We start from the raw sequence: 25,834 nt of genomic DNA, 5'->3' as shown, positions 1-25,834 counted from the left end.
CCATGAAGATCGGATTTATCGGACTGGGCAATATGGGCGCGCCAATGGCCGCCAACCTCGCCAGGGCGGGCCATGACGTGACCGGGTTCGACATGGCAGACGTGGCCATTGACGGCGTGACCATGGCCGCCTCCGGCGCCAAGGCCGCCGCCGGGGCCGACGTGGTCATCACCATGCTGCCCAACGGCGCGATCCTGCGTGCCGTGGCCAACGAAGTGATCCCGGCCATGTCCAAGGGCGCCGCGCTGGTCGATTGCTCGACCGTGGATGTCGACAGCGCCCGCGCGGTTGCGCAACAGGCAGCCGAAGCTGGTCTTCTGGCCGTCGACGCACCCGTATCCGGCGGCATCGGTGGCGCGGCCGCTGGCACGCTGACCTTCATGGCCGGCGGCAGCGCCGAGGCCTTTGCCAAGGCCGAACCGCTGTTTGAGATCATGGGCCAGAAAGCCGTGCATTGCGGCGAGTCCGGCGCCGGTCAGGCGGCCAAGATCTGTAACAACATGATCCTGGGCGTCACCATGATCGCCACCTGCGAAGCCTTTGCGCTGGCGGACAAGCTGGGCCTGGACCGCCAGAAAATGTTCGATGTGGTCTCCACCTCCTCGGGCTATTCCTGGACGATGAACGCCTATTGCCCCGCCCCCGGCGTTGGCCCTCAATCCCCGGCCGACAATGGCTATAAACCCGGCTTTGCCTCGGAACTGATGCTCAAGGATCTGCGCCTGTCCCAACAGGCCGCCGAAAGCGCGGATGCCGACACGCCCATGGGCAAGATGGCCGCCGCGCTATATGAACAATTCGTCGAATCCGAAGACGGGCTGGGCACCGATTTCTCGGCCATGCTGCCCCGGTTTGAGAAACGCGCACGCGGCTAGAGGCATGTCACACCCGGCCCGGCCAGGTCCCGGTCGGGGGCGCCGCGGCCTGCGCTGTCACTCCGCCGCCACCTTGCGCCCGTCCAGCATTTCCTTGAGATAATGCCCGGTATGGCTGTTCGTCACCTCGGCCACCTCTTCGGGCGTGCCCACGGCGACAATTTCGCCCCCGCCGTCGCCGCCTTCGGGACCGATATCGATGATGTGGTCGGCGGTTTTCACCACGTCCAGATTGTGTTCGATCACCACCACGGTGTTGCCCTGCTCCACCAGCTCGTGCAGCACCTCCAGCAGCTTGCGCACATCCTCGAAATGCAGCCCCGTTGTCGGCTCGTCCAGGATATATAGCGTGCGCCCGGTGGATCGCTTGGCCAGCTCCTTGGACAGCTTCACACGCTGCGCCTCGCCGCCCGACAGTGTCGTCGCCTGCTGGCCCACCTTGATATAGCCAAGCCCCACACGCGCCAGCGCATCCATCTTGTCCCGGATTGACGGAACCGCCTTGAAAAACGCCTGCGCCTCCTCAACCGTCATATCAAGAACGTCGGCTATACTTTTGCCCTTAAAGCGAATTTCCAAAGTTTCGCGATTGTACCGCGCGCCCTTGCAGGTCTCGCATTCCACATAGACATCCGGCAGGAAATGCATCTCGATCTTGATCACACCGTCGCCCTGGCAGGCCTCACAGCGCCCCCCTTTGACGTTGAACGAAAACCGGCCCGGCTTGTAGCCGCGCGCCTTGGCCTCGGGCAGACCGGCAAACCAGTCGCGGATCGGGGTAAAGGCCCCGGTATAGGTGGCCGGGTTGGATCGTGGCGTGCGCCCGATCGGGCGCTGGTCGATGTCGATCACCTTGTCCAGATGCTCCAGCCCCTTGATGGTTTCGCAAGGTGCAGGTGTCTGGCGCGCACCGTTCAGCCGCATCGAGGCGGTCTTGAACAGGGTTTCTATGGTCAGCGTGGATTTGCCCCCGCCCGACACGCCGGTCACACAGACAAATTTGCCCAACGGGAATTCCGCCGTCACCCCGCGCAGGTTGTTGCCCGTGGCATTGACCACGCTCACCGATTTGCCATTGCCCGCACGCCGCACAGCGGGCACGGCAATCTCGCGCTGGCCCGACAGGTACTGGCCCGTCATCGAGGCCGGATCGGCGGCGATTTCCTCGGGCCGGCCTCTGGACACAACCTGTCCGCCATGCACCCCGGCGCCGGGACCGATATCGAACACATAGTCGGCCTCGCGGATCGCCTCTTCGTCATGCTCTACCACGATCACGGTATTGCCCTGGTCGCGCAGGTTCTTCAACGTGGTCAACAGACGGCCATTGTCACGCTGGTGCAGCCCGATAGAGGGCTCGTCCAGCACATAAAGAACCCCGGTCAAACCCGATCCGATCTGGCTGGCCAGGCGGATACGCTGGCTTTCGCCCCCTGACAGGGTACCACTTGAACGGGACAGCGTAAGGTATTCCAATCCCACATTATTCAGGAATCCCAGCCGTTCGCGGATTTCCTTGACAATGGCCCGCGCGATCTCTTGTCGCTGCGGCGTCAGTTGGTTGGGCACATCGTCGATCCACTCCAGCGCCTCGCGGATCGACATCTGCACCACATGCCCGACATGGCGCAGCGCGTCCGGGTGCCCGATCTTCACCGCCAGTGCCTCTTCGCGCAGCCGGTGGCCGCGGCAGGTGTGGCATGGACGGTTGTTCTGGTAGCGTTCGAATTCCTCGCGGATCCAGTTTGAATCGGTCTCGCGATAGCGCCGCTCCATGTTCGGAATGACACCCTCGAACACGCGAGTCACCTGATACACCCGCCCGCCCTCGTCATAGCGAAAGGCAATTTCCTCTTCGCCCGATCCATACAGGAACACTTTCTGCACCTTCTCGGGAAGGTTTTTCCACGGGGTATTCTTGTCAAACTGGTAATGGCTGGCAATCGCCTCGATGGTTTGCAGGAAATAGGGCGATTTTCCCTTGCGCCACGGCGCCAGGGCACCGTCATACACTTTCAGCGTCTGGTCCGGCACCACCAGCCGTTCGTCAAAGAAAAGCTCCATCCCCAGCCCGTCACAATCCGGGCAGGCCCCAAACGGCGCGTTAAAGGAAAACAGGCGCGGCTCGATCTCGGAAATGGTGAAACCAGACTCCGGGCAGGCAAAGTTTTCGGAAAATGTGATGCGCTGCGGGTCATCGTCCCGGGGCGCGGTTTCCAGAACGGCAATGCCGTCGGCCAGATCCAGCGCGGTGCGCAAACTGTCCGCCAGCCGGGTTTGCAGCCCGTCGCGCACCACGATCCGGTCCACCACCACGTCGATATCGTGCCGGAATTTCTTGTCCAGCGTCGGCGGTTCGTCCAGCTCAAAGAACGCCCCGTCCACCTTGACCCGCTGGAATCCCTGTTTGCGCAATTCCAGAAATTCCTTGCGGTATTCGCCCTTGCGGTCGCGCACGATGGGGGCCAGCAGATAGGCGCGCGTGCCCTCTTGCATCGCCATGATGCGATCCACCATGTCCTGGACCTGCTGGGCCTCGATCGGCAAGCCTGTCGCCGGGCTGTAGGGGGTGCCGACACGGGCAAACAGCAGGCGCAGGTAATCGTAGATCTCTGTCACCGTGCCCACGGTCGAACGCGGGTTCTTGCTGGTCGTCTTCTGCTCGATCGAAATCGCCGGGGACAGGCCACTGATATGGTCCACATCCGGCTTTTCCATCATGTCCAGGAATTGGCGCGCATAGGCCGACAGGCTTTCGACATAGCGCCGCTGCCCCTCGGCATAGATCGTATCGAATGCCAGCGAGGACTTGCCCGATCCCGACAGGCCGGTGATCACCACCAGCTGATCGCGCGGAATGTCCACGTCGATGGATTTGAGATTATGTTCGCGCGCGCCGCGGACCTCGATATGTTTCAGCTCAGCCATGAAAGCCCCCGTTAACGCTTTAGACATAAGTCAGCACGACCGCCGTGCCAACCCAAAATCGCGAACATAAAGGGAACATTGATGACCCGCCGCCGGTGGATATTGCCTGCGGTTGCACCGCCTTGAATTCGCTGCCCAAAATTACGCCCGGCATTGACCATAGGATCAAAATGTTCTGCGCGCTCCGCTGTGCCTCCCCAAAATCCCGAACGCGCGGCCACCGCCGGACGTGGGCGAAGATGCCCCGCACGTTCCCGGCCACCCTACCTCACGCCCGGATGCGTGATGTTTTTTCTGGATTTGCATTCTGTTTTTGGAATATAAATTGACTCACCGTAAAATTACCGGAAAGCCCATGTTCCCGTTTCGAAAAAGACCCAGAACCGGCATGTCCCCCACCGAGGCGGTTGCGGCGGCCAATGACAGAAACCTGACCCTGATCGATGTGCGCGAACGGGCCGAGGTTGCCATGACCGGCAAGGCCAAAGGCGCCATCCATGTCCCGCTGTCGCGCCTGCGTGACATGGCCGATCCGCGCCATCCCGATTTTGACGACGCGTTCCGCCAGACCGGGCCGATCGCGCTTTATTGCGCCTCCGGCGGGCGCTCGCAAACCGCGCTCGGCCTGTTGCAACAACTGGGCTATGGCGACTTGCACAATATCGGCGGTCTGGGCCATTGGGTGCAGGCCGGCGGCGCGATCGAGCCCGCCTGACCTCCCGCTCGCACCCCTACATGTGGATCACGCGGCCGAACGCGTCCAGCACGCTTTCATGCATCATTTCGCTCAGCGTGGGATGCGGAAAGACCGTGTTCATCAGGTCTTCTTCCGTGGTTTCCAACTGCCGCCCGATCACATAGCCCTGGATCATCTCCGTTACTTCGGCGCCCACCATATGCGCGCCCAGCAACGCGCCGGTCTTGGCGTCAAACACCGTCTTGACCAGCCCCTCCGGCTCGCCCAGCGCAATCGCCTTGCCATTGCCGATGAACGGAAAGCGGCCAACCTTGATGTCATGGCCCAGCTCTCTGGCCCTGGCCTCGCTATAGCCCACCGACGCCACCTGCGGATGACAATAGGTGCAGCCCGCGATGCTTTCGGGCCTGACCGGATGCACCTTCCTGCCTGCGATCAACTCGGCCACCATCACGCCTTCATGGCTTGCCTTGTGCGCCAGCCAGGGCGCGCCCGCGATATCACCAATGGCAAACAGCCCGTCCACGCCGGTGCGGCAAAACTCATCCGTCACCACATGCGTCCGCTCCACCTTCACGCCCAGATTTTCCAACCCCAGCCCCTCGACATTGCCAACGATCCCGACAGCGGAAATCACCGTGTCAAATTCGGCCTTCGTCACCTTGCCGCCAGTCTCGATATGGGCCGTCACCTTGTCCTTGCCGCGGTCAAGCTGCCTGACCATGGCCTTTTCCATGATCGTCATGCCCTGTTTCTGAAACGCCTTGCGGGCAAAGGCGCTGATCTCGGCATCCTCCACCGGCAGAATACGGTCCATCACTTCCACAACCGTCGTGTCCGCGCCCAACGTGTTGTAAAAACTCGCGAACTCGATCCCGATAGCACCAGACCCGATCACCAGCAGCTTTTGCGGCATATGCGGCGGCACCAGCGCGTGCTTGTAGGTCCACACCCGCTTGCCATCCGCCTCCAGCCCCGGCAATTCGCGTGCCCGCGCGCCGGTCGCCAGAACGATATGCCGGGCGCTGAGATCTTCGCTGCCCTTGTCGGTCTTGACCTGCACCTTGCCCCTGGCGGGCAGCGTGGCCTCGCCCATGAACACCGTGACCTTGTTCTTTTTCATCAGGTGCCCGATGCCGGCGTTAAGCTGTTTGGCCACCCCGCGCGACCGTTTCACCACCGCGTCCAGATCATAGCCGATCTTCTCGGCCTTCAGGCCAAACTCCCCGGCCCGCTCCATCAGATGAAACACCTCCGAACTGCGCAACAGCGCCTTGGTCGGAATACAGCCCCAGTTCAGGCAGATACCCCCCATATGCTCGCGCTCGACAATCGCAACCTTCAGCCCCAGCTGGGCACCCCGGATCGCCGCGACATAGCCCCCCGGCCCCGCCCCGATCACGATCATGTCAAAGCCTTGCGCCGCCATGGCATCCCTCCTCCAACGCATTTTTCCCGAGCCTAGTGGAACTCTCCCGACCCCGCAACGCGCCAGAATCCGGGTGTCAGGCCACCATTTCCCTGGCATTCTCCGGCTGTTTCAAGGCGCCCGCCCCATCCCGGACTCAGCCTGCCCGCGCAAACCCCGGACCGGCTGATGACCGTGGCCATCAACCAATCGTCCACCCGCATCATGAACGGAATCTATCGGCTGCGCGGCTGCACCGCGCCGTCGGAACCGGTTTCCCCGGATCTGCCCAGGGGCTGATCAGCCCGCCGCCGCCTGCAATTCGCGCACGGTCTCGCCATAGCCGCCATCCGCCACATAGGCGATTTCCGGCTGGGTGGAACTGCGCGCCAACGCGGCGTTGCGATAGGGGAAACGGCCAAACCTGCGGATAATTTCGCGATGCGCCCGCGCATGAAGCAGATTGCCGGCGCCGCTTTCGGGCATCCGCTCCAGGAACATGCGAATGCACCGTTCCTGATCGCACAGGTTTTCCGAATGCATCAGCGGCATGTAGAAAAACTGCCGTGCCGGTTCGTCGATCTTCGTATCCCACGCCTTGTCGATGGCAATCTTGGCCACCGCCAGCGCCAGCCGGTCCGACCGAAACGCCTTGTGGCTGCCCCGGAACATGTTGCGGGAGAACTGATCGTTCAACACTATATAGGCCAGCGCGCCGCTGGGATAGGTCAGCCACTGGGCGAAACTTCCCTCTTGCGCACGGTCCCAAGTCTCTTCGAACCGGTCGCGGATCGTCTGATCCAGTTCCTCTGAAACGTCATACCACCCGGATGGACCTACCTCGTCCAGCCAGAACTCAAGAATTTCATCGGGCCCCACCATTGCCCCAATCTCCTCGTTTCAAAACTCCCCCCCGGGAGGCGCTTCATTCAAAAAGGTTACACTCAAATTGATCTATTTCCACAGTAACAAATTACAACAAAAGGACACATAAGTCACTGTTGTCCTTCCTCTTCTTCCTGTTGCGTTTCGATGGCGTATTCCTGGGCCACCTCTACCGCGACGGGCGACGCCGTGGGCATGACGGGTGCGTAGACGCTGGTGTCCTCGACCGATGGCGAGGCCCGCCGCGTCGTGCGATAGGCCGCATAGCCGCCCGTCGCCACCAGGATCAACGTCAGGAACCCGAAATAGCCCGGTGGTCCGAAGACCTCCATCATCCAACCGGTCGCCACCGGCCCCGCAATCGCGCCAAGCCCGTTCACGAACACCAGCCCGCCCGAGGCCGCGGCCATGTCGTCGGTCTCCAGAAAGTCATTCGTATGGGCGATCAGCAGGGAATATAGCGGGTTGGTCGTGCCCCCGACGATCACTGCCGCCAACAGCAACATCGGATAGCTGTCCCCGAATATCCAGCCGATCACCGCGCCCGCGCCGCCGCCCACGGCGACGAACATGATCAACACACGTCGATCCATCCGGTCGGAAATCCAGCCCAGCGGGTATTGGAATACCGTAGCACCCACGTAAAAGCTGGCCACGAAAATCGCCAATTCGCGCAGGCTCAGCCCGGCCTTGCTCGCATAGACCGCCGACATGCCGAACTGCGCCGCAAAGATCCCGCCCAGCAGCACCATGCCCACCATGCCCAAAGGCGAAATATGATACAGTTCGCGCAGGCTCATGGGTTTGGTTGTTTCAAAGGCCGGTGTGGGCGAAATCGACAAGAGGATCGGTGCAAAGGAAATCGACACCAGAACCGACGGGATCACAAACAGGACATATCCCGACGGGTCCGCCACCATCAACAGCCCCTGTGCCGACACGATGCCGATCATCTGCACCATCATGTACAACGACAGCGCCTGTCCGCGGCTCTCGTTCGTGGCCGCATTGTTCAGCCAGCTTTCCGCCGTCACATACACGCCCGAGAAACAGAACCCGATCAACACCCGCCCCAGCACCCAGGCCCAGGGTTCCGCCAGCGTCGGGTACAGGATCAGCACCGCCGAAATGAAACTGGCCAACGCCGCGAAAACCCGCACATGGCCAACCCTGCGGATCATTTCAGGAGCCAGACGCGACCCGCCCAGGAAACCCACGAAATAGGCCGACATCACGAACGACATTTCGTAGGTCGAAAACCCCTCGATCTCGCCGCGAATACCAAGCAACGTGCCCTGCATCCCATTGCCGACCATCAACAACATCATGCCCAACAAAAGGGCCCAGGCACTTTTCAGAAAATGAAACATTTCAGGACTTTCGCACGTTTCTCCCTGAATGCGAAACCATGATCTTCCCTGCCAGTCCGTTTGCGGCAAAGACAGGCAGGTTTACGCCCTCGTGCCAGGATGGCGTCTTACCGCAAGGAAAACGCCCGCAAAAGGCGCCTTTTGCGGGCCGGAATGCGTGTCGCATTCCGGTACCCTCACGGAATCAGCAGCGAGGCATCCCCATAGGAAAAGAATCGGTACCGCGCACGCACGGCATGACCATAGATCTCGCGCACCCGATCCTGGCCCATCAGCGCCGAAACCAGCATCATCAGCGTCGATTTCGGCAGGTGGAAATTGGTCATCAGGGCATCCGTCACCCGGAATTTGTACCCCGGGTAGATGAAAATGTCGGTCGGGCCTTCCCAGGGCGCGATCGCCCCGCCGGCCGCCGCGCTCTCGATCAGGCGCAGCGCGGTCGTGCCCACCGGAATCACCCGCCCGCCAGCCGCGCGCGTCCCGGCGATTTCCGCTGCCGCCTGCGGCGTCACGCGGCCCCATTCGGCGTGCATCCTGTGCTCTTTGACATTCTCCACCTTGACCGGCAGGAACGTGCCCGCGCCCACATGCAGCGTGACATGGGTAAATGCCACCCCCCGTTCCGCCAGCATCGCCAGCAACGGTGCGTCGAAATGCAACGAGGCCGTGGGCGCCGCAACCGCGCCGGAATGGCGCGCCCAGACAGTCTGGTAATCGGTCTTGTCGCGGTCATCCGCCGCGCGTTTTGCGGCGATATAAGGCGGCAGCGGCATCGCGCCGGCCTCGGCCAGCGCCGCATCGAAATCCGCCCCCTCCAGATCGAACGCCAGCACGCCCTGCCCGGCTTCGCGCGCCTCCAGAACCGCCGTCAGACCGGCGCCAAAGACAATCCGTTCGCCGTCGCGGATCTTCTTGAGCGGTTTGACCAGCGCCGCCCAGCGCCCGCCGGCGCGCGGCTCCAAAAGCGTCACCTCGATCCGCGCCCGGGTCTCGCCCCCGGGCCCTGACCGCGCACGATAGCCCGCAAGCCGCGCCGGGATCACCCTTGTGTCGTTCAGAACCAACCGGTCGCCCGGGCGCAGCCAGTCCACCAGATCGGTCACATGCGCATCGGTAATCCGGTCCGGCCCGGCCACCAGCAGGCGCGCGCTGCTGCGTGGCTCTGCGGGACGGGTGGCAATCAGGTCGTCGGGCAGATCGAAATCGAAATCGGAAAGCTGCATCAGAGGCTCAGTTGTTCAGGTCCGGGGGACGGCGGCGGAAAATCTCCCGGAAAAACCCCGGCGTCAAGGCCGATAGCGGGTTTACACTGAACTCCGGGCGCTCTGTCGTGCCGCGCATCGTGTAATTGAACCCGATCAGCCCCTCGCCCCGTTTTGAAATCGGACGCCCGATGAAGTTCACCGCATAAATCGGCGACACCGCCCCCTGGATATCGAACCGCGCCCCGTCATAGGTATAAGTGCCATCCGCCGAGATCCCCAGCGACGGTCCCACCGCGCTGGCCTCGCCAATCAACATCTGCTCCGGCGTCAGGCGAAACCGCGAATAGACTTCCGTAAACAGGATGCCCGGCCCGTCCAACTGCTCGATCAGCCCGATCACGGAAATCGCGTTCAGCAATTCCGCAATCACCGGCACGCGTTGTACCTTGATATTGGCGATCTTGAGCACCCCGTCATACACACCGCGTGTCTTGTGCGGCACCAGCGACAACTCCAGCTCGCCCCGTGTCGCCGCCCTGACCACCCCCATCGCCGCCGCCAGTTGTCCGCCCCTGGGCGAGGTCACTTCCACGGCGGTGCCGTTCTCATGCGGGATCAACCTGCCACTGACCGGCGCCACCCCCTTGAGCGCGCCGGCAAACTGGCCCGACATGCCCAGCCCCTGATCGGTCATTTCCGCCTGAACCCCGGTCAGGTAAAGGCTGTCCGTCACCTGCACCCGGTCCAGCCGCGCGGTGATCGGCCCCGAGTCGCCCCCCGCGCCCGGCCTGTCCAACGATCGCGGCATGTGACGCATGTCGAACCAGCCTGAATACATCTCGACGGCAGGCGCGCGTCCCGGCCCGCGCCCCCGCAACGCCCCAGTACCCTGCAACCACTCCCCCACGGCAAAGGAGCTCAGCCGCATCACGTCCAGCCCCCCCTCCGGGCTCAGCGAGATGTCGCCCTCGGCCGTCAGCCCATCCGCCTTCAGGCGCAGGCCGTCCACCACCGGCGGGCTGGTCAGATCGGCCGTCAACCCCAGCGCCCCCGTGGTCGCTGCGCGCTTGCGCCAGCCAAGCGGGGCGGCCGTCAATTCCACGCCCCGCAAGTCGGAAGACAGGGTCAGGCGCGGCGGCCGGTCCCGGGCCAGCGCGATTTCGAACCGCGCCGTCCCCCGCCCCGAAACCGATCCATCCGGCAGCCCGATATCGAACTCGTCCACCGCCCGCTGGCTCAGCTCCGCGGTGCCCTCGATCCAGCTTTCACCCGCGGTCTTCTGACCCAAAGGCGCGTGCCAGCGCCCCTCGACCGGCAAGGCGCCCACCGTGGCCGCGCCGGAAATCTCCACCTGCGCATTGTCGGCCGTCACGTGCAGGCTGTCTGCGCGAATCTCCTTGCCCTCGATGAACTGCGTCGTGCGCACATCCAACAGATGACCGGCAGCGTCGAACCGCACCTCCTCTGGCAACAGTTTCGGCTTCATCCTGAAACGCACATTGCCCTGAGCCTCAACCCGACCGTCGGCCAGGTCCACCGGCAGCCGGGCCTTGGTGAACACCCGCAGCGGCTCGCGATCCAGCAACGACGCCGCCGCGGTCGCCGTGCCGCTCAGCCTGACCCTGGCCAGCGCCGGGGATTGCTTCTGCGTCGTATCCAGTGCGATGAAACCGGTCCCGGACACATCCACGTCGCCGCCCTGATCGGCGGTGATGCGCCCACTTTCCGCCGCCACGCGGAACTGGTTTCGGATCAGACTGGCATAGCCGCTGGCCCCGCGCACCGGCGGCATGGTCTTCAGCACCTTCAGATCCGCATCGCGATACTGGAAATCCACATAAACATCGGGCGGCCCGCCCCCCGTACTGCGTACCGCGAGGTTGATGTCGTCCAGCGTAATCCGCTGGATATTCTCGTCGATCCATTTGCGCAGATTGGGTTTGAGCGCATCCGGCCAGATATCCAGCACCTGCCCCACATCCAACCCGTCCGAGCGCCCGTCGATCGCATAATCCCATCGCGGCCCCCTGGTGCGCAACGCGCCGCTCAGCTGCATCCGGTTGCCTTGCAGGCGGATCACCATCTGGCCCAGATCCAACTCGAACGGGTCCAGCTTCAGCCGAAAATCCGCAAACGAGCGGTCCAGCACCATCGGCACATCGTCCAGTTCCTTGGGATTCACTTCGAACCGGCTCAGCTCAAGCTGCCCAAGCAACGTGTTTGGCAGGCCCCGCTCCAGATCCCGCAACAAGGCCTGCCCCGAGGCCGACGCCTTGATCCACTTGCTGTCCAGCGACAGGTCGGCAAAGGTGATCACCTGGCGCGCCGGATCAAAGGTCAAATGGCTGCTCAGCCCGTCAAACGGCACCGGTTGCACATCATCATCCGGTTGCAACAGCCCCTCCGCCACCCGCAGCGCCACATTGACCGGGCCCAATCCTCCGCTGGCGTCGGTTTGCCCGCGCATCGACCCAGAGATCGGCGCGCGCAGGATGTCCAGCCAGGCCAGCGCCGCCGATTGCGAGGCGATGTCGCCTGACGGCATGTCTTCAAAGCGCACCCCGAATTCGGTTTCCGACGTGCCGAACCGCGTCTTCAGGAAGGCTTCGATACTGGTCACGTAATCGCGTCCACCCAACAACGACATCTGGGTCGAGATCGTCACGTCGTCGCCATTGCGCGCCAGCCGCATCTGCCCGCTGTCCACTGTCCAGCCACGGCGCGCGCGCACATCCTCGTAGCGCAGCGTCACATCCACCAGCCGGAACACATCAAGCCGCGCCAGCAACGGCAGGTCCAGATAGCCTTCCACCTGATCGCCCAGCCGGGTCAGTTCCGTGGCCTGTCCGAACGCGCCCGCACCCGCGCCATCCCCAACAGAAATATTGAACGTGCCGTCGCCCTGCCGGATGATCCGCATAAATACCCCGGCCACGCGAATCTCGCGGGGCGCCACCTGTCCTTCGAGCAACGCGCCGAACGCCAGGCGCGCGTCCACCCGCGCGAGTGTCACGCTGCCGGTGTTGTCGGGCGCGCGCAGCACAAGGTTGCGCACCCGCAGACGCGGGTCCCAATTGTCCTCGACGATCAGCGAAACTTCGCCCATCGTCACGTCCAAACCCTTCAGCTGACGGTTCAATTCCGCTTCCAGCCGGTCATGCAGCCAGCCTGGCGCCACCAGCGGCTTGCCCACCGCCATCACCACGGCCCCCGCCAACAGCGCGGCCGGCAAGACCAGGCTGATCAGCGCAAAAAGCCCAATGCGCCTTGCCCTTCGGGGCCTGCGCCTTTGGTCTGGCGCCATGTCGGGCTGGTCACTCAGGGTTGATGCCTCGGATTGATCTGTTATCGGTTGCCCGCCCGTGCCAACTATACACCCAACCCGTTGCCGACCCAAGGAGTCTGACATGCTTGCCGCCCAGGATATGGCCCCCGATTTCACCCTGCCCTCGACCCGGGGCGGCCCTGTCACCCTGTCCGCCCTGCGCCCGGCCCCGGTTGTGCTGTTTTTCTACCCGCGCGACAACACTTCGGGATGCACCAGGGAAAACCAGCAATTCTCTGCCCTCCTGCCAGAGTTCAGCGCTGCGGGCGCGCAGGTGTTCGGCATCTCCAGGGATGACATGAAAAGCCACGCCAGGTTCATCGAGAAACAGGGCCTGACCGTGCCGCTCCTGTCGGACGCACAAGGCGATGCCTGCGAACGGTTCGGCGTCTGGGCCGAGAAAAAGATGTATGGCAAGACCTTTATGGGCATCGTGCGGTCCACTTTCCTGATCGACGGCACGGGGCGCATCGCGCGCGCCTGGCCCAAGGTCAGGGTAGACGGCCACGCCGCCCAAGTGCTGGACGCGGTGAAGGCCCTGTGAGCGCGCGCGACCTTGCCCAAATGGCGGTCGAGGTGCTGACCACCGCCGATGGCCACGCCAAAACCGCCTTGTCACGGCGCAACGCCGCCGCCTGGTTCGCCGCGCGCGACGCCGGCGCCCCCCTGCCGATTGGCCACGCCACCCCGCCCGATCGCCCCGCCCGCCCGCAGAAACCGGACCTGCTTGATCCGCGCGACGTGCCCCGCCGCCGCCCCGGCAGCGAACAGGGGCGGCTGGCAATGCTGCACGCCGTCGCCCATATCGAACTGAACGCCGTCGATCTGCACTGGGACATCATCGCCCGCTTTACCGACACCGACATGCCGCTGGGCTTTTATGACGACTGGGTGAAATCCGCTGACGAGGAATCCCGCCATTTCAACATGATCTGCGACAGTCTTGAGGCAAAGCACAGCTTTTATGGCGCCCTGCCCGCCCATGCCGGAATGTGGCGCGCCGCCGAAGATACCGCCGACAACCTGCTGGGCCGCCTCGCGGTGGTGCCCATGGTGCTCGAAGCGCGCGGGCTGGATGTCACACCCGGCATGATCGCGCTGTTTGAAAAGGCCGGCGACATGCAAACGGTCGAGGCGCTCAGGGTGATCTATGCCGAAGAGGTCGGCCATGTCGCCTATGGCGCCAAATGGTTCAACTTCCTCTGCGGCCGGGACGCGCTGGATCCCAAGGCCACGTTTCATGCACAGGTGCGCCGCTATTTCCACGGCGCCCTCAAACCCCCTTTCAACGAGGAAAAACGTGCAGAGGCCGGACTGCCCCCGGATTTCTACTGGCCCTTGTCCGACCAGACACCGCCGCCCTATGCGCGCTGACCAGCCGCCACCGGGGGCGGATCGGCAATTCCCCGCCCAAATCCGGCCTTCACGCCAGACAGAAGCGTATGGAAATGGGTCAATTTCCTTGCCCGATCAGTAACCTGTCGTTAAGACCATGCCGCGAGGCGCCCCCGACCGGGGCGCCGACCATGGGGATGAGACAAGGAACGGCAAGGTGAGATCACGGTTCGCAATTCGAATTCACACGCTGCTGGAACGGTTTTTTCCGGAACGGCGGCTGTTTCTCAGGTCCGATACCGACACCCGCTTCATCCGCCTCAAACCCTCGACCCAGCTGTTTGCCTTTGTCGGCGCCACCGGGATCGTGGCCTGGACAATCGTCGCCACCGCGATCCTGCTGATGGATTCCATCGGCGCGGGCAATTTCCGCGAACAGGCCCGGCGCGACCAGCAAACCTACGAACAACGCCTTAACGAAATGTCCGCCGAACGCGATGCCCGCACAGAAGAGGCGCTGGCGGCGCAAAAACGGTTCAACACGGCGCTGCAACAGGTCTCGGTCATGCAGTCACAGCTGTTGGAAAGCGAAACCCGACGGCGCGAACTGGAAACCGGGATCGAGGTGATCCAGGCGACCTTGCGCCGCACCATGCAGGAACGCGAGACCGCGCTGGCCGAACTGGATCGCCTGAATGACGGCCAGAAAGACCCCAACACAAGACTTGCGGCGAATTCATCCTTGGGCAAAGAAATGCTTGGCGCCTTGTCCCGGGCACTGGCCGAAACGGCCGAAGAGCGCGACACGATCATCGCCAATGCGCGCACGGCCCTGAAAGAGGCCGAAGAGGCGCGGCTGGACCTGGCCCTGATGGCCGAAAAGAACGATCAGATTTTCAGCCAGCTCGAAGACGCCATGACAGTGTCCGTCGAACCGTTGACCAAGATGTTCGAGGCGGCCGGCCTGGATACCAAGAAACTGATGGAAGAGGTGCGCCGCGGCTATAGCGGCCAGGGTGGCCCGCTGATGCCGATCAGCCTGTCCACGAAGGGCGACGAAAGCATTCCCGAAGCAGCGCGCGCCAACGCCCTGTTGGACAAGATGGACCAGATCAACATCTATCGCATTGCCGCCGAAACCCTGCCTTTTGACAATCCGCTCAAGTCCGCCTACCGCCTGACTTCAAGCTACGGGCCGCGCTGGGGCCGGACGCACAAGGGCACCGATATGGCCGCCCCCAACGGTACGGCGATCTATGCGCCGGCCGACGGAGTCGTCACATATGCCGGGTGGTCTTCGGGCTATGGCCGCCTGACCAAGATCAAACATGCGTCCGGGATCGAGACCCGATATGCCCATCAGGCGAAAATCCGCGTAAAAGTCGGGCAAAGGGTCTCGCGCGGCGATCGGATTGGTGATATTGGCAACTCCGGACGTTCGACCGGCCCGCACCTGCACTATGAAATCCGTGTGGGTGACCGGGCGGTGAACGCGATGACATTTATCAAGGCTGGAAGAGATGTTTTCTAAGAGCAAAATCAACGAACCTGCGCCGAAATCCACCGATCCGGCCAAGCCCGCCGCGCCAGACGCCTCCGCCATTCCGGCGGCACCTGCCAAAGGCAGCGAATTCAAGGCATCGGCCCCAAAGGCCAAACCACCCGCCTCGGTTCTGTCCTCGGACCTGCACATCACCGGCAACCTCAAGACCACGGGCGATATCCAGGTCGAAGGTACCGTCGAAGGCGATATTCGCGCCCATCTTCTGACCGTCGGCGAAAGCGCCACCATCAAGGGCGAAGTGATTGCCGATGATGTCGTGGTCAACGGCCGCATCGTGGGCCGCGTGCGGGGCCTGAAAGTCCGCCTCACATCGACGGCCCGTGTCGAAGGCGACATTATCCACAAGACCATCGCCATCGAGAGCGGCGCGCATTTCGAAGGCTCGGTTCAGCGGCAGGATGATCCGCTGACCAAGAAAGGCGATGCCCCGGCTCTCAAGAAACCGGCCCCTGCGCCGCAAGCCTGAACCGACCGAACCTGCTGATTGACGAACGCCGCCCGGAAGGGTGGCGTTTTTCTTTCAGCCCCGGGTCTAGGCAACCATCAACTTGCACAGCAGATCGGCCTCGTGCGGCTTCAGACACACCCGCGCCGCCTGTGAAAATGCGTGCTCCTGCGCCGCCGCCAGTTCCGGAAACAGGTTCAGGACTTCGGCCCGTGTCGCCTCTTCCAGAACGTTCATCGCCTGTGGTCCGGGCAAGAAGCTTTCGCTGGGCGCGCCATTGGCGAAAAGAATCTCGTGGCGGTCGAACAGGACATGCACATAGGTCACCCGGCCGGGACGGACCCGACGCACCCCTTTCATGCGCAGCAACCCCTTCGCCGTCACCAGCACTTCGGGTTCCTGGAAATACATCTCCGAACTGGGCGGACGGATCAACATCCGGTGGTTTGGCGACACCATCAACGCCCCGTGCGTGCCCAAAACATTCTCGCCGATCAGGATCGGCGCGGTTTTCCGGGTGGCCTGTACCGTCTTCTGCCCGATCCAGCGCACCGGCTGAAATCCGTTGTCGCGCGTCAGAACCTTGTCGCCCTTGCGCAGGGTCTCGATCTGTTTCTGCCCCTGGTCGGTCACGATCAGCGTCCCGGCGGTGAAACACACCACCAGATCGTCATAGTCCACGGCGCCGTCGGTGTTGAACGTGCCGAACGTATAGGTCACGCCCGGATCCAGCGGGAAATCGGAAACGATCAGCGGGCCGTAATTCGATTGCCCGTTTGTCGCCAGGAAATACACCGTGCCGCTGGACCCGTCCGATCCGGTCACGGTGTATTTGTAGCGCAGATCCACCCGGTCCCCGACGCTGATCCCCGCAACATCCGACGCCACCACATCCTGGTCCGGCACATCCGATCCGCCGGTATGGGTATAGTCGCCGAACTCAGCGTCGCGAAACCCGTTTGAATCATCTATGGAAATCTGGCCGGCATCGCCGATGGTGAAATTGCCGAAATGGGGATATGTACTGTCCCCTCCCGTGATCCGGTAAACCTGTACTGTCTCGATCGCCATGAACCCGCCTTGAAAAATCACACACGTCCCCGCGCCCGTGGCGGGGTTAACCAGGGTTCAGGCTAAACAGACATTCTGTCGAAAATTGGAACGGTTCGGGGCGGTTTGCGGGTCCGTCCGCATTGCCGCCCCGTCAGGGCCGGCGCCTATCGCGCGTCCAGCATCCATTCCCCGTCGGGCCAGAAGGCGTGAAACGCAAAGGCAAACAACAGGTCATGCGGCACATCCTGCCCCTGGGCGTCGCGCACGCGGATGGTGCCCACATCCCTGCCGCGCCCGATCGTGCTTGTGTCCAGCGCCGAGGCCTGCCCCGACTGCCAGCTGATCTCGACACCCGCCTCCGTCAATGTCCCGACCCGGGCCAAACGCTCCAGCGGCCAGGCCCGATCGCCCACGCGCACCACCCGCGCCAGCGGCGAAATACCATGTGGCGGCATCTCGCCATTATAAAGGAAAGGGCGCTGTGCGCTGTCATATTGCCTGTAGGGATTGCTGCCATAGCTGCGCCCATAGGCCGGCTCCGCCATCACCAGCCCATCCGGGTTGCGCGCCTTGAACTGCGCCCAGCCTTCCATCCAGGTCGGCAAGACCTCCAGCTCAACCCCCGTCATCTCGCCCACGATGCCCGTGCCAAGCGCCTGCTGCCACCAGCTTTCGGTTTCACGGTCATACATCACAAGACCGGAATTGCGCAGCTTGCCTGTCACGCCAAATGTCAGCGTTCGCCCCCCGATCCGCCGATCAAACGTGATCGCGGAATTGCACAACGGACAATATGTCACCGCGATCGGTATCCCGCCCACCGTGTCATTCACGATTTCATGCCAGATCAGGTAGCGGATCGGATAGGCACGCGGTTCGGCCCCCTTGATCTGTACGGTCATGACAGGTTCGGTTGGCAGGATATCCGTATCATCCACGGCGCGAATGAACTGCGGATCGCTCAGCGCGGGGATGCCGTCCCTTGGCGGTCCACCCGACAGGATCTCGACCCAGTTCGAAATCGATGTCTTGCTGAAATCCGTGTTGGGCCATTCATATTTCCAGAAGTCCGGGTTGGCCGATACCGGCGCGGCCAGCGCAATCAGCGCGGTGGCGGAAAGTGCTTTGATCATGGCGTGGTCCTCCCGATTTGATCCTGCGCCGCCGCTCGCCCCGCGCAAAACCAAACCTGATCACAAGCCCGTCACTCCCGTTTCAGAACCGCCACAAACGCCGCGCCAACGCGCTCGATCCGCGCACCATGGGCAGGGATCACCCGCCGCCGCGCAATTGCAGACCCGTGGCGCGGGGGAAAACGCCAGCCCCCAAAACCAAGTTCGCCGGGCCATCGACAATCAATGGCCCGGCGCAATCTGTCCTGGCATGTTCACCGGCTCATGTGCGGTGGCACGCGCCACGGCTCAGTCAATCACGGTGACTTTTTTCATCAGGTCGGGCTGGCCGATCACCTCGCCATTGCGGCCCTTGCCGCGCTTGATCGCGTCCACCACATCTTGCCCGGACGTGACCTTGCCCACCACGGTATATTGCCCGTTCAGATGCGGGGCCGGGCCGAACATGATGAAGAACTGCGAATTGGCAGAGTTCGGATTCTGTGACCGCGCCATGCCGACAACGCCTTTTTCAAAGTCGATATCGGAAAACTCCGCCGGCAGGTCCGGGCGCGAGGAACCGCCCATTCCGGCCCGGCGCATATCCGCCCCCATCCTGCCGAACTGAACGTCGCCCGTCTGTGCCATGAACCCGTCGATCACCCGATGAAACACCACCCCGTCATAGGCGCCTTCGGCGGCCAGCGCGGTGATCTGTTCCACATGCCTGGGCGCGACATCCTCGAACAGGTCGATGGTGACGGTGCCATTGGCGCCCTCGCCTTCGATCTCGATCTCCAGCCCCGTTGCCCAGGCCGGCGCGGCCAGCAACGCAAAGGCGGCGGCAAACTTAAGCATCGACATCGGCGGCCACCTTCACGCTGATCATCCGGTCCGGCTCGGCGGGCGGTTCGCCGCGCGTGATGGCGTCCACATGCTCCAGGCCACCGATCACCCGGCCATAAACCGTGTACTGGCCATTCAGGAAATGGTTGTCCTTGAAGTTGATGAAGAACTGGCTGTTCGCGCTGTCAGGCATCTGGCTGCGCGCCGCGCCCAACGTGCCGCGATCATGCGGAATGCGGCTGAACTCGGCTTTCAGGTCCGGCAGATCGCTGCCGCCCGTGCCGGCCATGCGCAGGTTGAAATCCTTCTCCATGTTGCCGTTGGACACGTCACCCGTCTGGGCCATGAACCCGTCGATCACCCGATGGAAACACACGTTGTCATAGGCGCCGGCCCGCGCCAGCTCTTTCATGCGGTCGCTGTGGCCCGGTGCGATATCGGGCATCAGCTCGATCACGACGGTGCCGCCCTTCAGCTCCATCAGGATGGTGTTCTCGGGATCTTTGATCTCGGCCATGGGGCCCTCCTCTGAAATACGTTCCGCGCTAGTTAATCATCCCGCCCCGGAAAGCCAATAGAGCGCATTGACCGCGCCGGACATTCCGCTAGGAAAGGCGCAACGGATTTGCATATGGAGATTGGGAACATGGCCTGGAAAACCCTCGACCAGATGGACCTGGCAGGAAAGCGCGTCCTGACACGTGTGGACATCAACGTACCCGTGGTTGACGGCGCCGTCACCGACGCCACCCGCATCACCCGCATCGTACCCACCGTGCGCGATATCCTTGCCGCCGGGGGCAAGCCGATCCTGCTGGCGCATTTCGGCCGTCCCGGGGGCAAGCGGGTGGACAACCTGTCGCTGCAACAGCTTGTGCCCACGCTGGAACAGGCCCTCGGCGCGCCGGTGCTGTTTGCCGCCGATTGCGTCGGCCCGGCCGCGCAGGCCGCCGTGGACGCGTTGCAGGACGGGCAGGTGCTGCTTCTTGAAAACACCCGCTTTCACAAGGGCGAAACCAAAAACGATCCCGATCTGACCGCGCAAATGGCCGCCTTGGGCGACGTGTTCTGCTCCGACGCCTTCTCCGCCGCACACCGCGCGCATTGCTCCACCACCGGGCTCGCCGCGCTCCTGCCCTCCTGCGCGGGGCGCCTGATGCAGGCCGAACTGTCCGCGCTGGAAAGTGCCCTGGGCAATCCCCGCCGCCCGGTCACGGCGGTCGTGGGCGGCGCCAAGGTCTCGACCAAGCTCGAACTGCTCTCCAACCTCGTCGAAAAAGTCGATACGCTGGTGATCGGTGGCGGCATGGCCAACACCTTCCTTGCCGCGCAGGGCAAGCCGATCGGCACATCGCTGGCCGAACGGCTGATGATCGACACCGCGAACGGGATCATGACCAAGGCCGAAGGACTGAACTGCACCATCCTTCTGCCGCGCGACGTTGTCGTGGCGCGCAGGTTCGAGGCCAATGCCCCCCACGAAACCGTGCCGGCCGATCAATGCCCCGAGGATGCGATGATTCTGGATGCCGGTCCCGAAAGCGTGGCCGCCATCGATGCCGTGTTCCAGGACAGCAAGACCCTGATCTGGAACGGCCCGCTGGGCGCTTTTGAAATCGAGCCCTTCGATGCCGCCACCAACGCCGCCGCCCTCAAGGCCGCCGCGCGCACCGCGTCGGGCGACCTGATCTCGGTGGCCGGCGGGGGCGATACCGTGGCAGCGCTCAACGCCTCCGGTGCCGCCAGGGACTTTACCTATATTTCCACCGCCGGCGGCGCGTTCCTGGAATGGATGGAAGGCAAGACCCTGCCCGGCGTGGCGGCACTCGAAGCCTGACCCGGCCGGATTTCGGCGCGAAATCCGCTCCCAAATCCGACGCGGATTTGATCCACCCTTTTTCCGCGTCGGAAAAATCCGCGAATTGCGCGCCGCAATTCGCCCCTTCCCGGCGTTAGCGCCACCAACATTGCAAGGCGCCCCACTGTGAACTAGAAGCACCCCAACGGGCGCGCGCCTTCCTCAATCTCTTCATTTTCAAGCGGAAACCGATATGTCGAAACAATCTCAAGCCGAAAGAATTTCCTCCGGTCAGGGCTTTATCGCCGCGCTCGATCAATCCGGCGGCTCCACCCCCAAGGCGCTGCGCCTTTACGGGATCGAGGAAGACGCCTATGGCAACGACGCCGAAATGTTCGACCTGATCCATGACATGCGCGCCCGCATCGCCAGGGCCCCCGCCTTTGCCGGTGACAAGGTGGTCGGCGCCATCCTGTTCGAGATGACCATGGACCGCGACATCGACGGCACCCCTTCCGCCACCTACCTGTGGGAAAACCGGGGCGTGGTCCCCTTTCTCAAGGTCGACAAGGGGCTGGAGGCCGAGGCCAAGGGCGTGCAACTGATGAAACCGATGCCCGACCTGGACACGCTGTGCGAACGCGCCGTGGCCAAGGGCGTCTTCGGCACCAAGATGCGCTCGGTCGTCAATTCCGCCAATCCCGACGGCATCACCGCCATCGTCGCCCAGCAATTCATGATCGGTGAACAGATCCTGCGCCACGGGCTGGTGCCGATCATCGAACCCGAGGTGAATATCAACGCCCCCGACAAGGCCCAGGCCGAAGACCTGCTGCTGGCCGAACTCCAGGCCGCGCTCGATGCCCTGCCCGCCGATCAGCAGGTCATGCTGAAACTCACCCTGCCCGAGGCCGACAACCTCTATCTGCCGCTGGTCCGGCATCCGCGCGTGATGAAGGTGGTCGCCCTGTCCGGCGGCTATACCCGGGACGAGGCCAATGCCCGTCTGTCGCGCCAATCCGGCATGATCGCCAGCTTCTCGCGCGCCCTGACCGAAGGTCTCAGCGCGCAACAGGACGACACCGCCTTCAATGCCAGGATCGCGGACTCGATCGAAAGCATCTACCAGGCGTCCGTCGCCGGCTGATCCTCTCTCGCTTCGCCAGACAAGGGGCGTCCAACCGGGCGCCCTTTTGCGTGTCCTGCCCCGGCCCCAAGGCTGGTCCGGCAACGTGAACGCTCTGTTCGCAATCCTTGCCAAACCCTTGCGCGCGCTGCCGTAACACCCGGCCGCGCCCACGCCCCCACCGACGCAATACCGACATTATACCGACGCGCCGCCGAGGCCCATTTCCCCGCAAATAAAGGCCGTTAACCAGAATCGCCCGTTTCCGGCGCCAACCGGTGCAGAATCGCATCCACATCAATGCCGGAAATCGCACCATGCACCGACCCGCGCGCGCCCTCCACGCGCGAAGTCACATAGCCATCCGCCACTGCCTCCGGTGCACTGCGGATCAACGCCGCCGCCGTCAGCAACGTCGCCAGGCTCTCGGTAAACCACCGCGCCTCCGCCTCCGGCGGCACCCCCGGCCAGCGCGCCAGATGCGCCTTCAGCGCCGCATCATAGCGCCGGTCCGCCCCGCTCACGCCATGCAGCACCGCCAACAGCGCCTCGCCTGTCTTCGGCTCGCGCAGCAGTGCCCGCATCACGTCCAGGCAGATCACATTGCCCGATCCTTCCCAGATCGAATTCAACGGCGCCTCGCGATACAGCATCGGCATCGGCGTTTCCTCGACATAGCCAACCCCGCCCAGCACTTCCATCGCTTCGCCGACCACGGCGATACAACGCTTGTTGTTCAGATACTTGGCCAGCGCCACCCCGATCCGTGCAAAGGCCCGGCTCTCGTCGTCGTCCCGGTCAAACGCGCCCGCCACGAACATCCCCGCCGCCAGCGCGCCCTCCGCATCCAGCGCCAGATCCGCCAGCACGGTGCGCATCAGCGGCTGGTCGATCAGCCGCCTCTGAAACGCCGAGCGCCCGCTGACCCACCACTGTGCCTCGCTCAATGCCGCCCGCATCAGCCCCGCCGGCGCCATGGCCGTGTCCAGCCGCGTATGGTGCACCATCTCGATAATGGTCTTCACCCCGGCGCCTTCCTCGCCCAGCCGGAAGGCCAGCGCGTTTACATATTCGATCTCCGAACTGGCATTGGCCTGATTGCCCAGCTTGTCTTTCAGCCGCTGGATACGGAACCCGTTGCGCTCGCCCTCCAACCAGCGCGGCACCAGGAAACAGGTCAGCCCGCCCCCGGCCTGGGCCAACGTCAGAAACCCGTCACACATCGGCGCCGAGCAAAACCATTTATGCCCGTTCAACCGGTAGGCATCGCCGTCCCGCACCGCCCGCGTGGTGTTGGCCCGCACGTCTGATCCGCCTTGTTTCTCGGTCATCGCCATACCCATCGTCGCCCCGCGCTTTTGCGCAACCGGAGTTGTCGACGGATCGTAAATACCTGACGTCAAACGCGAAACCCATGTCTCCTCCAGCCCCGGATCAGCCCGAAGCGCAGGCACGGCGGCATAGGTCATGGTCATCGGACAGGCCACCCCCGGCTCGACCTGTGCCTGGTAATAAACCAGCGCCGCGTGGCTTGCATGTCCCCCCGGCGCCCCGTCCCAGGCACAGGCGGCATAGCCTTCCTCCAGCCCGGCCTGCATCAGCGCGTGATACCCCGGATGGAACTCCACCTCGTCCACGCGACGACCGGCCCGGTCAAACATTTTCAGCCTTGGAAGATCGCGTCGCGCATCCTCACCGGCCTGCAACATCTCTGCCGCGCCCAACCGCACCCCGGCTCGCGCCAATGCCCGCTCGCGGGCGCCGGACGCGCGCGCATGATCCCGCAACGCCCTGTCCGTTGCCCACAAATCGCGCCCCCCGCGCGGCTGTGGCTGGTTGAATACCTCATGTGTGCCCAACAGGCTGACCGGATGCGATTGCGTCATGGTGGCTCCTCCCGCCTCCAGCCTGCCGCAGCCCGCGCGCCACGCCAACCGGGCCGTTGCGTCACAAATTCAGGGACCGAACGCCGGTTTAGGGGATTCACATGGCGAATCAGGTATGTCATACTGACCGAACACGCCCCGGCAGAGGGCGGCAGAGGCAGACATGACGACACAAAAGGCAAAACCGGCAATGGGCGCGCTCGTATTTTTCGGGCTGGCCTTCGCACTGTCTTCCTATTTCACCTTTGCCGCCGTACAGGGCGACTATGGGCTGTTTCGCCGGGTCGAAATTCTGGACGAGAAAGAGCGGCTGGAGACAGAGCTGGCCGCCGTTCAGCGCGATCTGGAACGTATGGAAAACCTGACATTGCGGCTCAGCGACGACTTTCTGGATCTGGACCTTCTGGACCAACAGGCGCGCGATGTGTTGGGGATGATCCGTTCTGACGAAATCGTCATTCGCTGACCTTCCTAAACTACTGAAATTATTGCCATTTTTACGCTCGCCTCAGCGGCGTGTCTGGGCTACGATTTCTCTCAGCATAGTTTAACACTAAACTACCCAAACTTTCGGGAGGAAGTGCAATGGCGGCACGGCGCAGCACGAAGAAGACAAACGTCTCCGGCGATGAACTGAAGCAATACTACAGCGACATGTTGTTGATCCGCCGGTTCGAGGAAAAGGCCGGCCAGCTTTACGGCATGGGTCTGATCGGGGGGTTCTGCCATCTCTATATCGGACAAGAGGCCGTCGTGGTGGGGCTGGAAGCCGCCGCCGAGGAGGGCGACAAGCGCATCACCTCCTACCGCGATCACGGTCACATGCTGGCCTGTGGCATGGACCCTAACGGGGTTATGGCCGAACTCACCGGCCGCATCGGGGGCTACTCCAAGGGCAAGGGCGGCTCGATGCACATGTTCTCCAAGGAGAAGCATTTTTACGGCGGTCACGGCATCGTCGCCGCCCAGGTTCCACTGGGCGCCGGGCTGGCCTTTGCCGACAAATACAAGGGCAATGGCCGCGTTACCTTCACCTATTTCGGCGATGGCGCCGCCAATCAGGGACAGGTCTACGAGACTTTCAACATGGCCGCACTTTGGGAGCTGCCGGTGATTTTTGTCATTGAAAACAACCAATACGCCATGGGCACCGCGCAGCGACGCTCGACCTCGACACCGGATATCCACACCCGTGGCGCGGCGTTCGGCATTCCCGGAGAGGCTGTTGACGGAATGGATGTCCTTGCCGTCAAGGACGCCGGCGAACGCGCGGTGGCGCATTGCCGCAAGGGCAAGGGGCCGTATATCCTGGAAGTGAAAACCTATCGTTATCGCGGCCATTCGATGTCGGACCCGGCCAAATACCGCACCCGCGAGGAAGTCCAGAAAATGCGCGAAGAACGCGACGCCATCGAACATGTCCGCCACCTGCTTCTGGACGGCAAACACGCCACCGAGGACGATCTCAAGGCCATCGACAAGAACATCAAGGCCGTGGTGAATGCCAGCGCGGAGTTTGCCAAGGAAAGCCCCCTGCCAGATCCGTCCGAACTGTGGACCGACATCTATGCGGAGGCCAACTGACATGCCGCATTTCGAGATACACGCAACCGACGTTGACCGCGCCAAGGCGTTTTATTCCGGCCTGTTCGGATGGCGGTTCCAACCGATGCCGGGCGGAGAGGATGTTGGATATCACCTGATCGAAGGCCGTGACATCGGCATGGACCACGGGCTGACCGGCGGTCTGATGCAACGCATGGACGCCGCGCCCCCATCGGGATCGCCGATCCGGGGCGGTACGATGACATTCGACGTGACCGATTGCGACGAACGCTATGCCTGGGCGCTGGCCAATGGCGGGGCCGAGGCCCTGCCCCCCACGGATTTCCCGGGCGTGGGCCGATGTGCCTATGTCGAGGACGGGCAAGGCAATGTCGTTGGGATGATCGCGTCCGCAGAAGGGGAGCAATAAC

The 25,834-nt window shown here is 63.1% G+C and carries 22 protein-coding genes; 11 read left to right on the top strand and 11 right to left on the bottom strand.

Translation table 11 applies throughout. The annotated features are described in order from the left end of the window. Positions 1-2: 2 nt before the first annotated feature. Positions 3-875, top strand: coding sequence for a 3-hydroxyisobutyrate dehydrogenase (gene mmsB / locus I3253_RS01670; RefSeq protein WP_197915882.1), 873 nt, complete (start codon positions 3-5; stop codon positions 873-875). Positions 876-932: 57 nt separating this feature from the next. Here mmsB and uvrA read toward each other — a convergent pair whose 3' ends face one another. Then, complete coding sequence (gene uvrA, locus I3253_RS01665) at positions 933-3,803, bottom strand: excinuclease ABC subunit UvrA (RefSeq protein WP_197915881.1); 2,871 nt, start codon at positions 3,801-3,803, stop codon at positions 933-935. Between the two features lie 388 nt (positions 3,804-4,191). Here uvrA and I3253_RS01660 point away from each other — a divergent pair, with 388 nt between their 5' ends. Beyond that, positions 4,192-4,518, top strand: coding sequence for a rhodanese-like domain-containing protein (locus tag I3253_RS01660; RefSeq protein ID WP_232272102.1), 327 nt, complete (start codon positions 4,192-4,194; stop codon positions 4,516-4,518). Between the two features lie 16 nt (positions 4,519-4,534). Here I3253_RS01660 and lpdA read toward each other — a convergent pair whose 3' ends face one another. From lpdA to I3253_RS01635, 5 genes are all read right to left on the bottom strand, one after another. Beyond that, positions 4,535-5,929, bottom strand: coding sequence for a dihydrolipoyl dehydrogenase (lpdA, locus tag I3253_RS01655; RefSeq protein ID WP_197915879.1), 1,395 nt, complete (start codon positions 5,927-5,929; stop codon positions 4,535-4,537). Between the two features lie 279 nt (positions 5,930-6,208). Next, positions 6,209-6,790, bottom strand: coding sequence for a DUF924 family protein (locus I3253_RS01650; protein ID WP_197915878.1), 582 nt, complete (start codon positions 6,788-6,790; stop codon positions 6,209-6,211). Between the two features lie 113 nt (positions 6,791-6,903). Next, positions 6,904-8,163 (bottom strand): MFS transporter, encoded by a 1,260-nt coding sequence (locus I3253_RS01645; protein ID WP_197915877.1) that lies wholly within the window; start codon positions 8,161-8,163, stop codon positions 6,904-6,906. Positions 8,164-8,339: 176 nt separating this feature from the next. Further along, entirely contained in the window at positions 8,340-9,386 is a 1,047-nt protein-coding gene (gene queA / locus I3253_RS01640) for a tRNA preQ1(34) S-adenosylmethionine ribosyltransferase-isomerase QueA (protein ID WP_197915876.1), read from the bottom strand. A gap of 7 nt (positions 9,387-9,393) precedes the next feature. Continuing rightward, positions 9,394-12,600, bottom strand: coding sequence for a YhdP family protein (locus I3253_RS01635; RefSeq protein ID WP_197915875.1), 3,207 nt, complete (start codon positions 12,598-12,600; stop codon positions 9,394-9,396). A 175-nt stretch (positions 12,601-12,775) separates the two neighbouring features. Here I3253_RS01635 and I3253_RS01630 point away from each other — a divergent pair, with 175 nt between their 5' ends. The 4 genes from I3253_RS01630 to I3253_RS01615 all read left to right on the top strand — a co-directional run bounded on the left by I3253_RS01630 (position 12,776) and on the right by I3253_RS01615 (position 16,058). Next, positions 12,776-13,237 carry a peroxiredoxin gene (locus I3253_RS01630; RefSeq protein WP_197915874.1) on the top strand — a complete coding sequence of 154 codons (462 nt, stop codon included), beginning with the start codon at positions 12,776-12,778 and terminating at the stop codon, positions 13,235-13,237. Between the two features lie 20 nt (positions 13,238-13,257). Beyond that, positions 13,258-14,067: a ferritin-like domain-containing protein gene (locus I3253_RS01625; protein WP_197916159.1), complete on the top strand. Its 810-nt coding sequence runs from the start codon at positions 13,258-13,260 to the stop codon at positions 14,065-14,067. A 178-nt stretch (positions 14,068-14,245) separates the two neighbouring features. Continuing rightward, entirely contained in the window at positions 14,246-15,559 is a 1,314-nt protein-coding gene (locus I3253_RS01620) for a DUF5930 domain-containing protein (protein ID WP_197915873.1), read from the top strand. Continuing rightward, positions 15,549-16,058 carry a bactofilin family protein gene (locus tag I3253_RS01615; RefSeq protein WP_197915872.1) on the top strand — a complete coding sequence of 170 codons (510 nt, stop codon included), beginning with the start codon at positions 15,549-15,551 and terminating at the stop codon, positions 16,056-16,058. The genes I3253_RS01620 and I3253_RS01615 overlap by 11 nt, the downstream gene beginning before the upstream one ends. Positions 16,059-16,124: 66 nt before the next feature. Here I3253_RS01615 and I3253_RS01610 read toward each other — a convergent pair whose 3' ends face one another. The 4 genes from I3253_RS01610 to I3253_RS01595 all read right to left on the bottom strand — a co-directional run bounded on the left by I3253_RS01610 (position 16,125) and on the right by I3253_RS01595 (position 19,565). After that, positions 16,125-17,108 (bottom strand): Hint domain-containing protein, encoded by a 984-nt coding sequence (locus tag I3253_RS01610; RefSeq protein WP_197915871.1) that lies wholly within the window; start codon positions 17,106-17,108, stop codon positions 16,125-16,127. A 146-nt stretch (positions 17,109-17,254) separates the two neighbouring features. Continuing rightward, positions 17,255-18,223 carry a DUF3179 domain-containing protein gene (locus tag I3253_RS01605; RefSeq protein ID WP_197915870.1) on the bottom strand — a complete coding sequence of 323 codons (969 nt, stop codon included), beginning with the start codon at positions 18,221-18,223 and terminating at the stop codon, positions 17,255-17,257. A gap of 288 nt (positions 18,224-18,511) precedes the next feature. Continuing rightward, complete coding sequence (locus I3253_RS01600; RefSeq protein WP_197916158.1) at positions 18,512-19,060, bottom strand: peptidylprolyl isomerase; 549 nt, start codon at positions 19,058-19,060, stop codon at positions 18,512-18,514. Further along, positions 19,053-19,565, bottom strand: a complete 513-nt coding sequence (locus I3253_RS01595; protein WP_197915869.1) for a peptidylprolyl isomerase — start codon at positions 19,563-19,565, stop codon at positions 19,053-19,055. The genes I3253_RS01600 and I3253_RS01595 overlap by 8 nt, the downstream gene beginning before the upstream one ends. Before the next feature lie 129 nt (positions 19,566-19,694). Between I3253_RS01595 and I3253_RS01590 the strand changes: the two genes are divergently transcribed. After that, positions 19,695-20,885 carry a phosphoglycerate kinase gene (locus tag I3253_RS01590; protein WP_197915868.1) on the top strand — a complete coding sequence of 397 codons (1,191 nt, stop codon included), beginning with the start codon at positions 19,695-19,697 and terminating at the stop codon, positions 20,883-20,885. Positions 20,886-21,099: 214 nt separating this feature from the next. Further along, entirely contained in the window at positions 21,100-21,993 is an 894-nt protein-coding gene (locus tag I3253_RS01585) for a fructose bisphosphate aldolase (RefSeq protein ID WP_197915867.1), read from the top strand. 224 nt (positions 21,994-22,217) lie between these two features. On the opposite strand, the gene I3253_RS01580 is transcribed toward I3253_RS01585, so the two are convergent. Continuing rightward, complete coding sequence (locus I3253_RS01580; protein WP_197915866.1) at positions 22,218-23,858, bottom strand: acyl-CoA dehydrogenase family protein; 1,641 nt, start codon at positions 23,856-23,858, stop codon at positions 22,218-22,220. Between the two features lie 163 nt (positions 23,859-24,021). Here I3253_RS01580 and I3253_RS01575 point away from each other — a divergent pair, with 163 nt between their 5' ends. From I3253_RS01575 to I3253_RS01565, 3 genes are all read left to right on the top strand, one after another. Continuing rightward, positions 24,022-24,324 (top strand): FtsB family cell division protein, encoded by a 303-nt coding sequence (locus tag I3253_RS01575; protein WP_197915865.1) that lies wholly within the window; start codon positions 24,022-24,024, stop codon positions 24,322-24,324. 119 nt (positions 24,325-24,443) lie between these two features. Further along, on the top strand, positions 24,444-25,442 hold the full coding sequence (pdhA, locus tag I3253_RS01570; protein WP_197915864.1) for a pyruvate dehydrogenase (acetyl-transferring) E1 component subunit alpha: 999 nt from the start codon (positions 24,444-24,446) through the stop codon (positions 25,440-25,442). A gap of 1 nt (position 25,443) precedes the next feature. Next, the gene (locus tag I3253_RS01565; protein ID WP_232272101.1) at positions 25,444-25,833 is read left to right on the top strand and encodes a VOC family protein; all 390 of its coding nucleotides are present in this window, start codon (positions 25,444-25,446) and stop codon (positions 25,831-25,833) included. Position 25,834 lies beyond the last annotated feature (1 nt).

Origin of the sequence: Thiosulfatihalobacter marinus (genome assembly GCF_016019955.1) — a bacterium.
GTDB classification, from domain to species: Bacteria; Pseudomonadota; Alphaproteobacteria; order Rhodobacterales; family Rhodobacteraceae; genus Shimia; species Shimia marinus_A.
This window is presented reverse-complemented; position numbering and strand designations above follow the sequence as displayed.

Bases quoted from the DNA above. Each gene is read 5' to 3' on its own strand.
- I3253_RS01625 (WP_197916159.1), top strand. From the start codon at position 13,258: ATGGCGGTCGAGGTGCTGACCACCGCCGATGGCCACGCCAAAACCGCC.
- mmsB (WP_197915882.1), top strand. From the start codon at position 3: ATGAAGATCGGATTTATCGGACTGGGCAATATGGGCGCGCCAATGGCC.
- I3253_RS01590 (WP_197915868.1), top strand. From the start codon at position 19,695: ATGGCCTGGAAAACCCTCGACCAGATGGACCTGGCAGGAAAGCGCGTC.
- I3253_RS01580 (WP_197915866.1), bottom strand. From the start codon at position 23,858: ATGACGCAATCGCATCCGGTCAGCCTGTTGGGCACACATGAGGTATTC.
- I3253_RS01605 (WP_197915870.1), bottom strand. From the start codon at position 18,223: ATGATCAAAGCACTTTCCGCCACCGCGCTGATTGCGCTGGCCGCGCCG.
- I3253_RS01660 (WP_232272102.1), top strand. From the start codon at position 4,192: ATGTCCCCCACCGAGGCGGTTGCGGCGGCCAATGACAGAAACCTGACC.
- I3253_RS01650 (WP_197915878.1), bottom strand. From the start codon at position 6,790: ATGGTGGGGCCCGATGAAATTCTTGAGTTCTGGCTGGACGAGGTAGGT.
- I3253_RS01565 (WP_232272101.1), top strand. From the start codon at position 25,444: ATGCCGCATTTCGAGATACACGCAACCGACGTTGACCGCGCCAAGGCG.
- I3253_RS01585 (WP_197915867.1), top strand. From the start codon at position 21,100: ATGTCGAAACAATCTCAAGCCGAAAGAATTTCCTCCGGTCAGGGCTTT.
- uvrA (WP_197915881.1), bottom strand. From the start codon at position 3,803: ATGGCTGAGCTGAAACATATCGAGGTCCGCGGCGCGCGCGAACATAAT.
- I3253_RS01610 (WP_197915871.1), bottom strand. From the start codon at position 17,108: ATGGCGATCGAGACAGTACAGGTTTACCGGATCACGGGAGGGGACAGT.
- pdhA (WP_197915864.1), top strand. From the start codon at position 24,444: ATGGCGGCACGGCGCAGCACGAAGAAGACAAACGTCTCCGGCGATGAA.
- I3253_RS01600 (WP_197916158.1), bottom strand. From the start codon at position 19,060: ATGCTTAAGTTTGCCGCCGCCTTTGCGTTGCTGGCCGCGCCGGCCTGG.
- queA (WP_197915876.1), bottom strand. From the start codon at position 9,386: ATGCAGCTTTCCGATTTCGATTTCGATCTGCCCGACGACCTGATTGCC.
- I3253_RS01645 (WP_197915877.1), bottom strand. From the start codon at position 8,163: ATGTTTCATTTTCTGAAAAGTGCCTGGGCCCTTTTGTTGGGCATGATG.
- I3253_RS01615 (WP_197915872.1), top strand. From the start codon at position 15,549: ATGTTTTCTAAGAGCAAAATCAACGAACCTGCGCCGAAATCCACCGAT.
- lpdA (WP_197915879.1), bottom strand. From the start codon at position 5,929: ATGGCGGCGCAAGGCTTTGACATGATCGTGATCGGGGCGGGGCCGGGG.
- I3253_RS01575 (WP_197915865.1), top strand. From the start codon at position 24,022: ATGACGACACAAAAGGCAAAACCGGCAATGGGCGCGCTCGTATTTTTC.
- I3253_RS01595 (WP_197915869.1), bottom strand. From the start codon at position 19,565: ATGGCCGAGATCAAAGATCCCGAGAACACCATCCTGATGGAGCTGAAG.
- I3253_RS01630 (WP_197915874.1), top strand. From the start codon at position 12,776: ATGCTTGCCGCCCAGGATATGGCCCCCGATTTCACCCTGCCCTCGACC.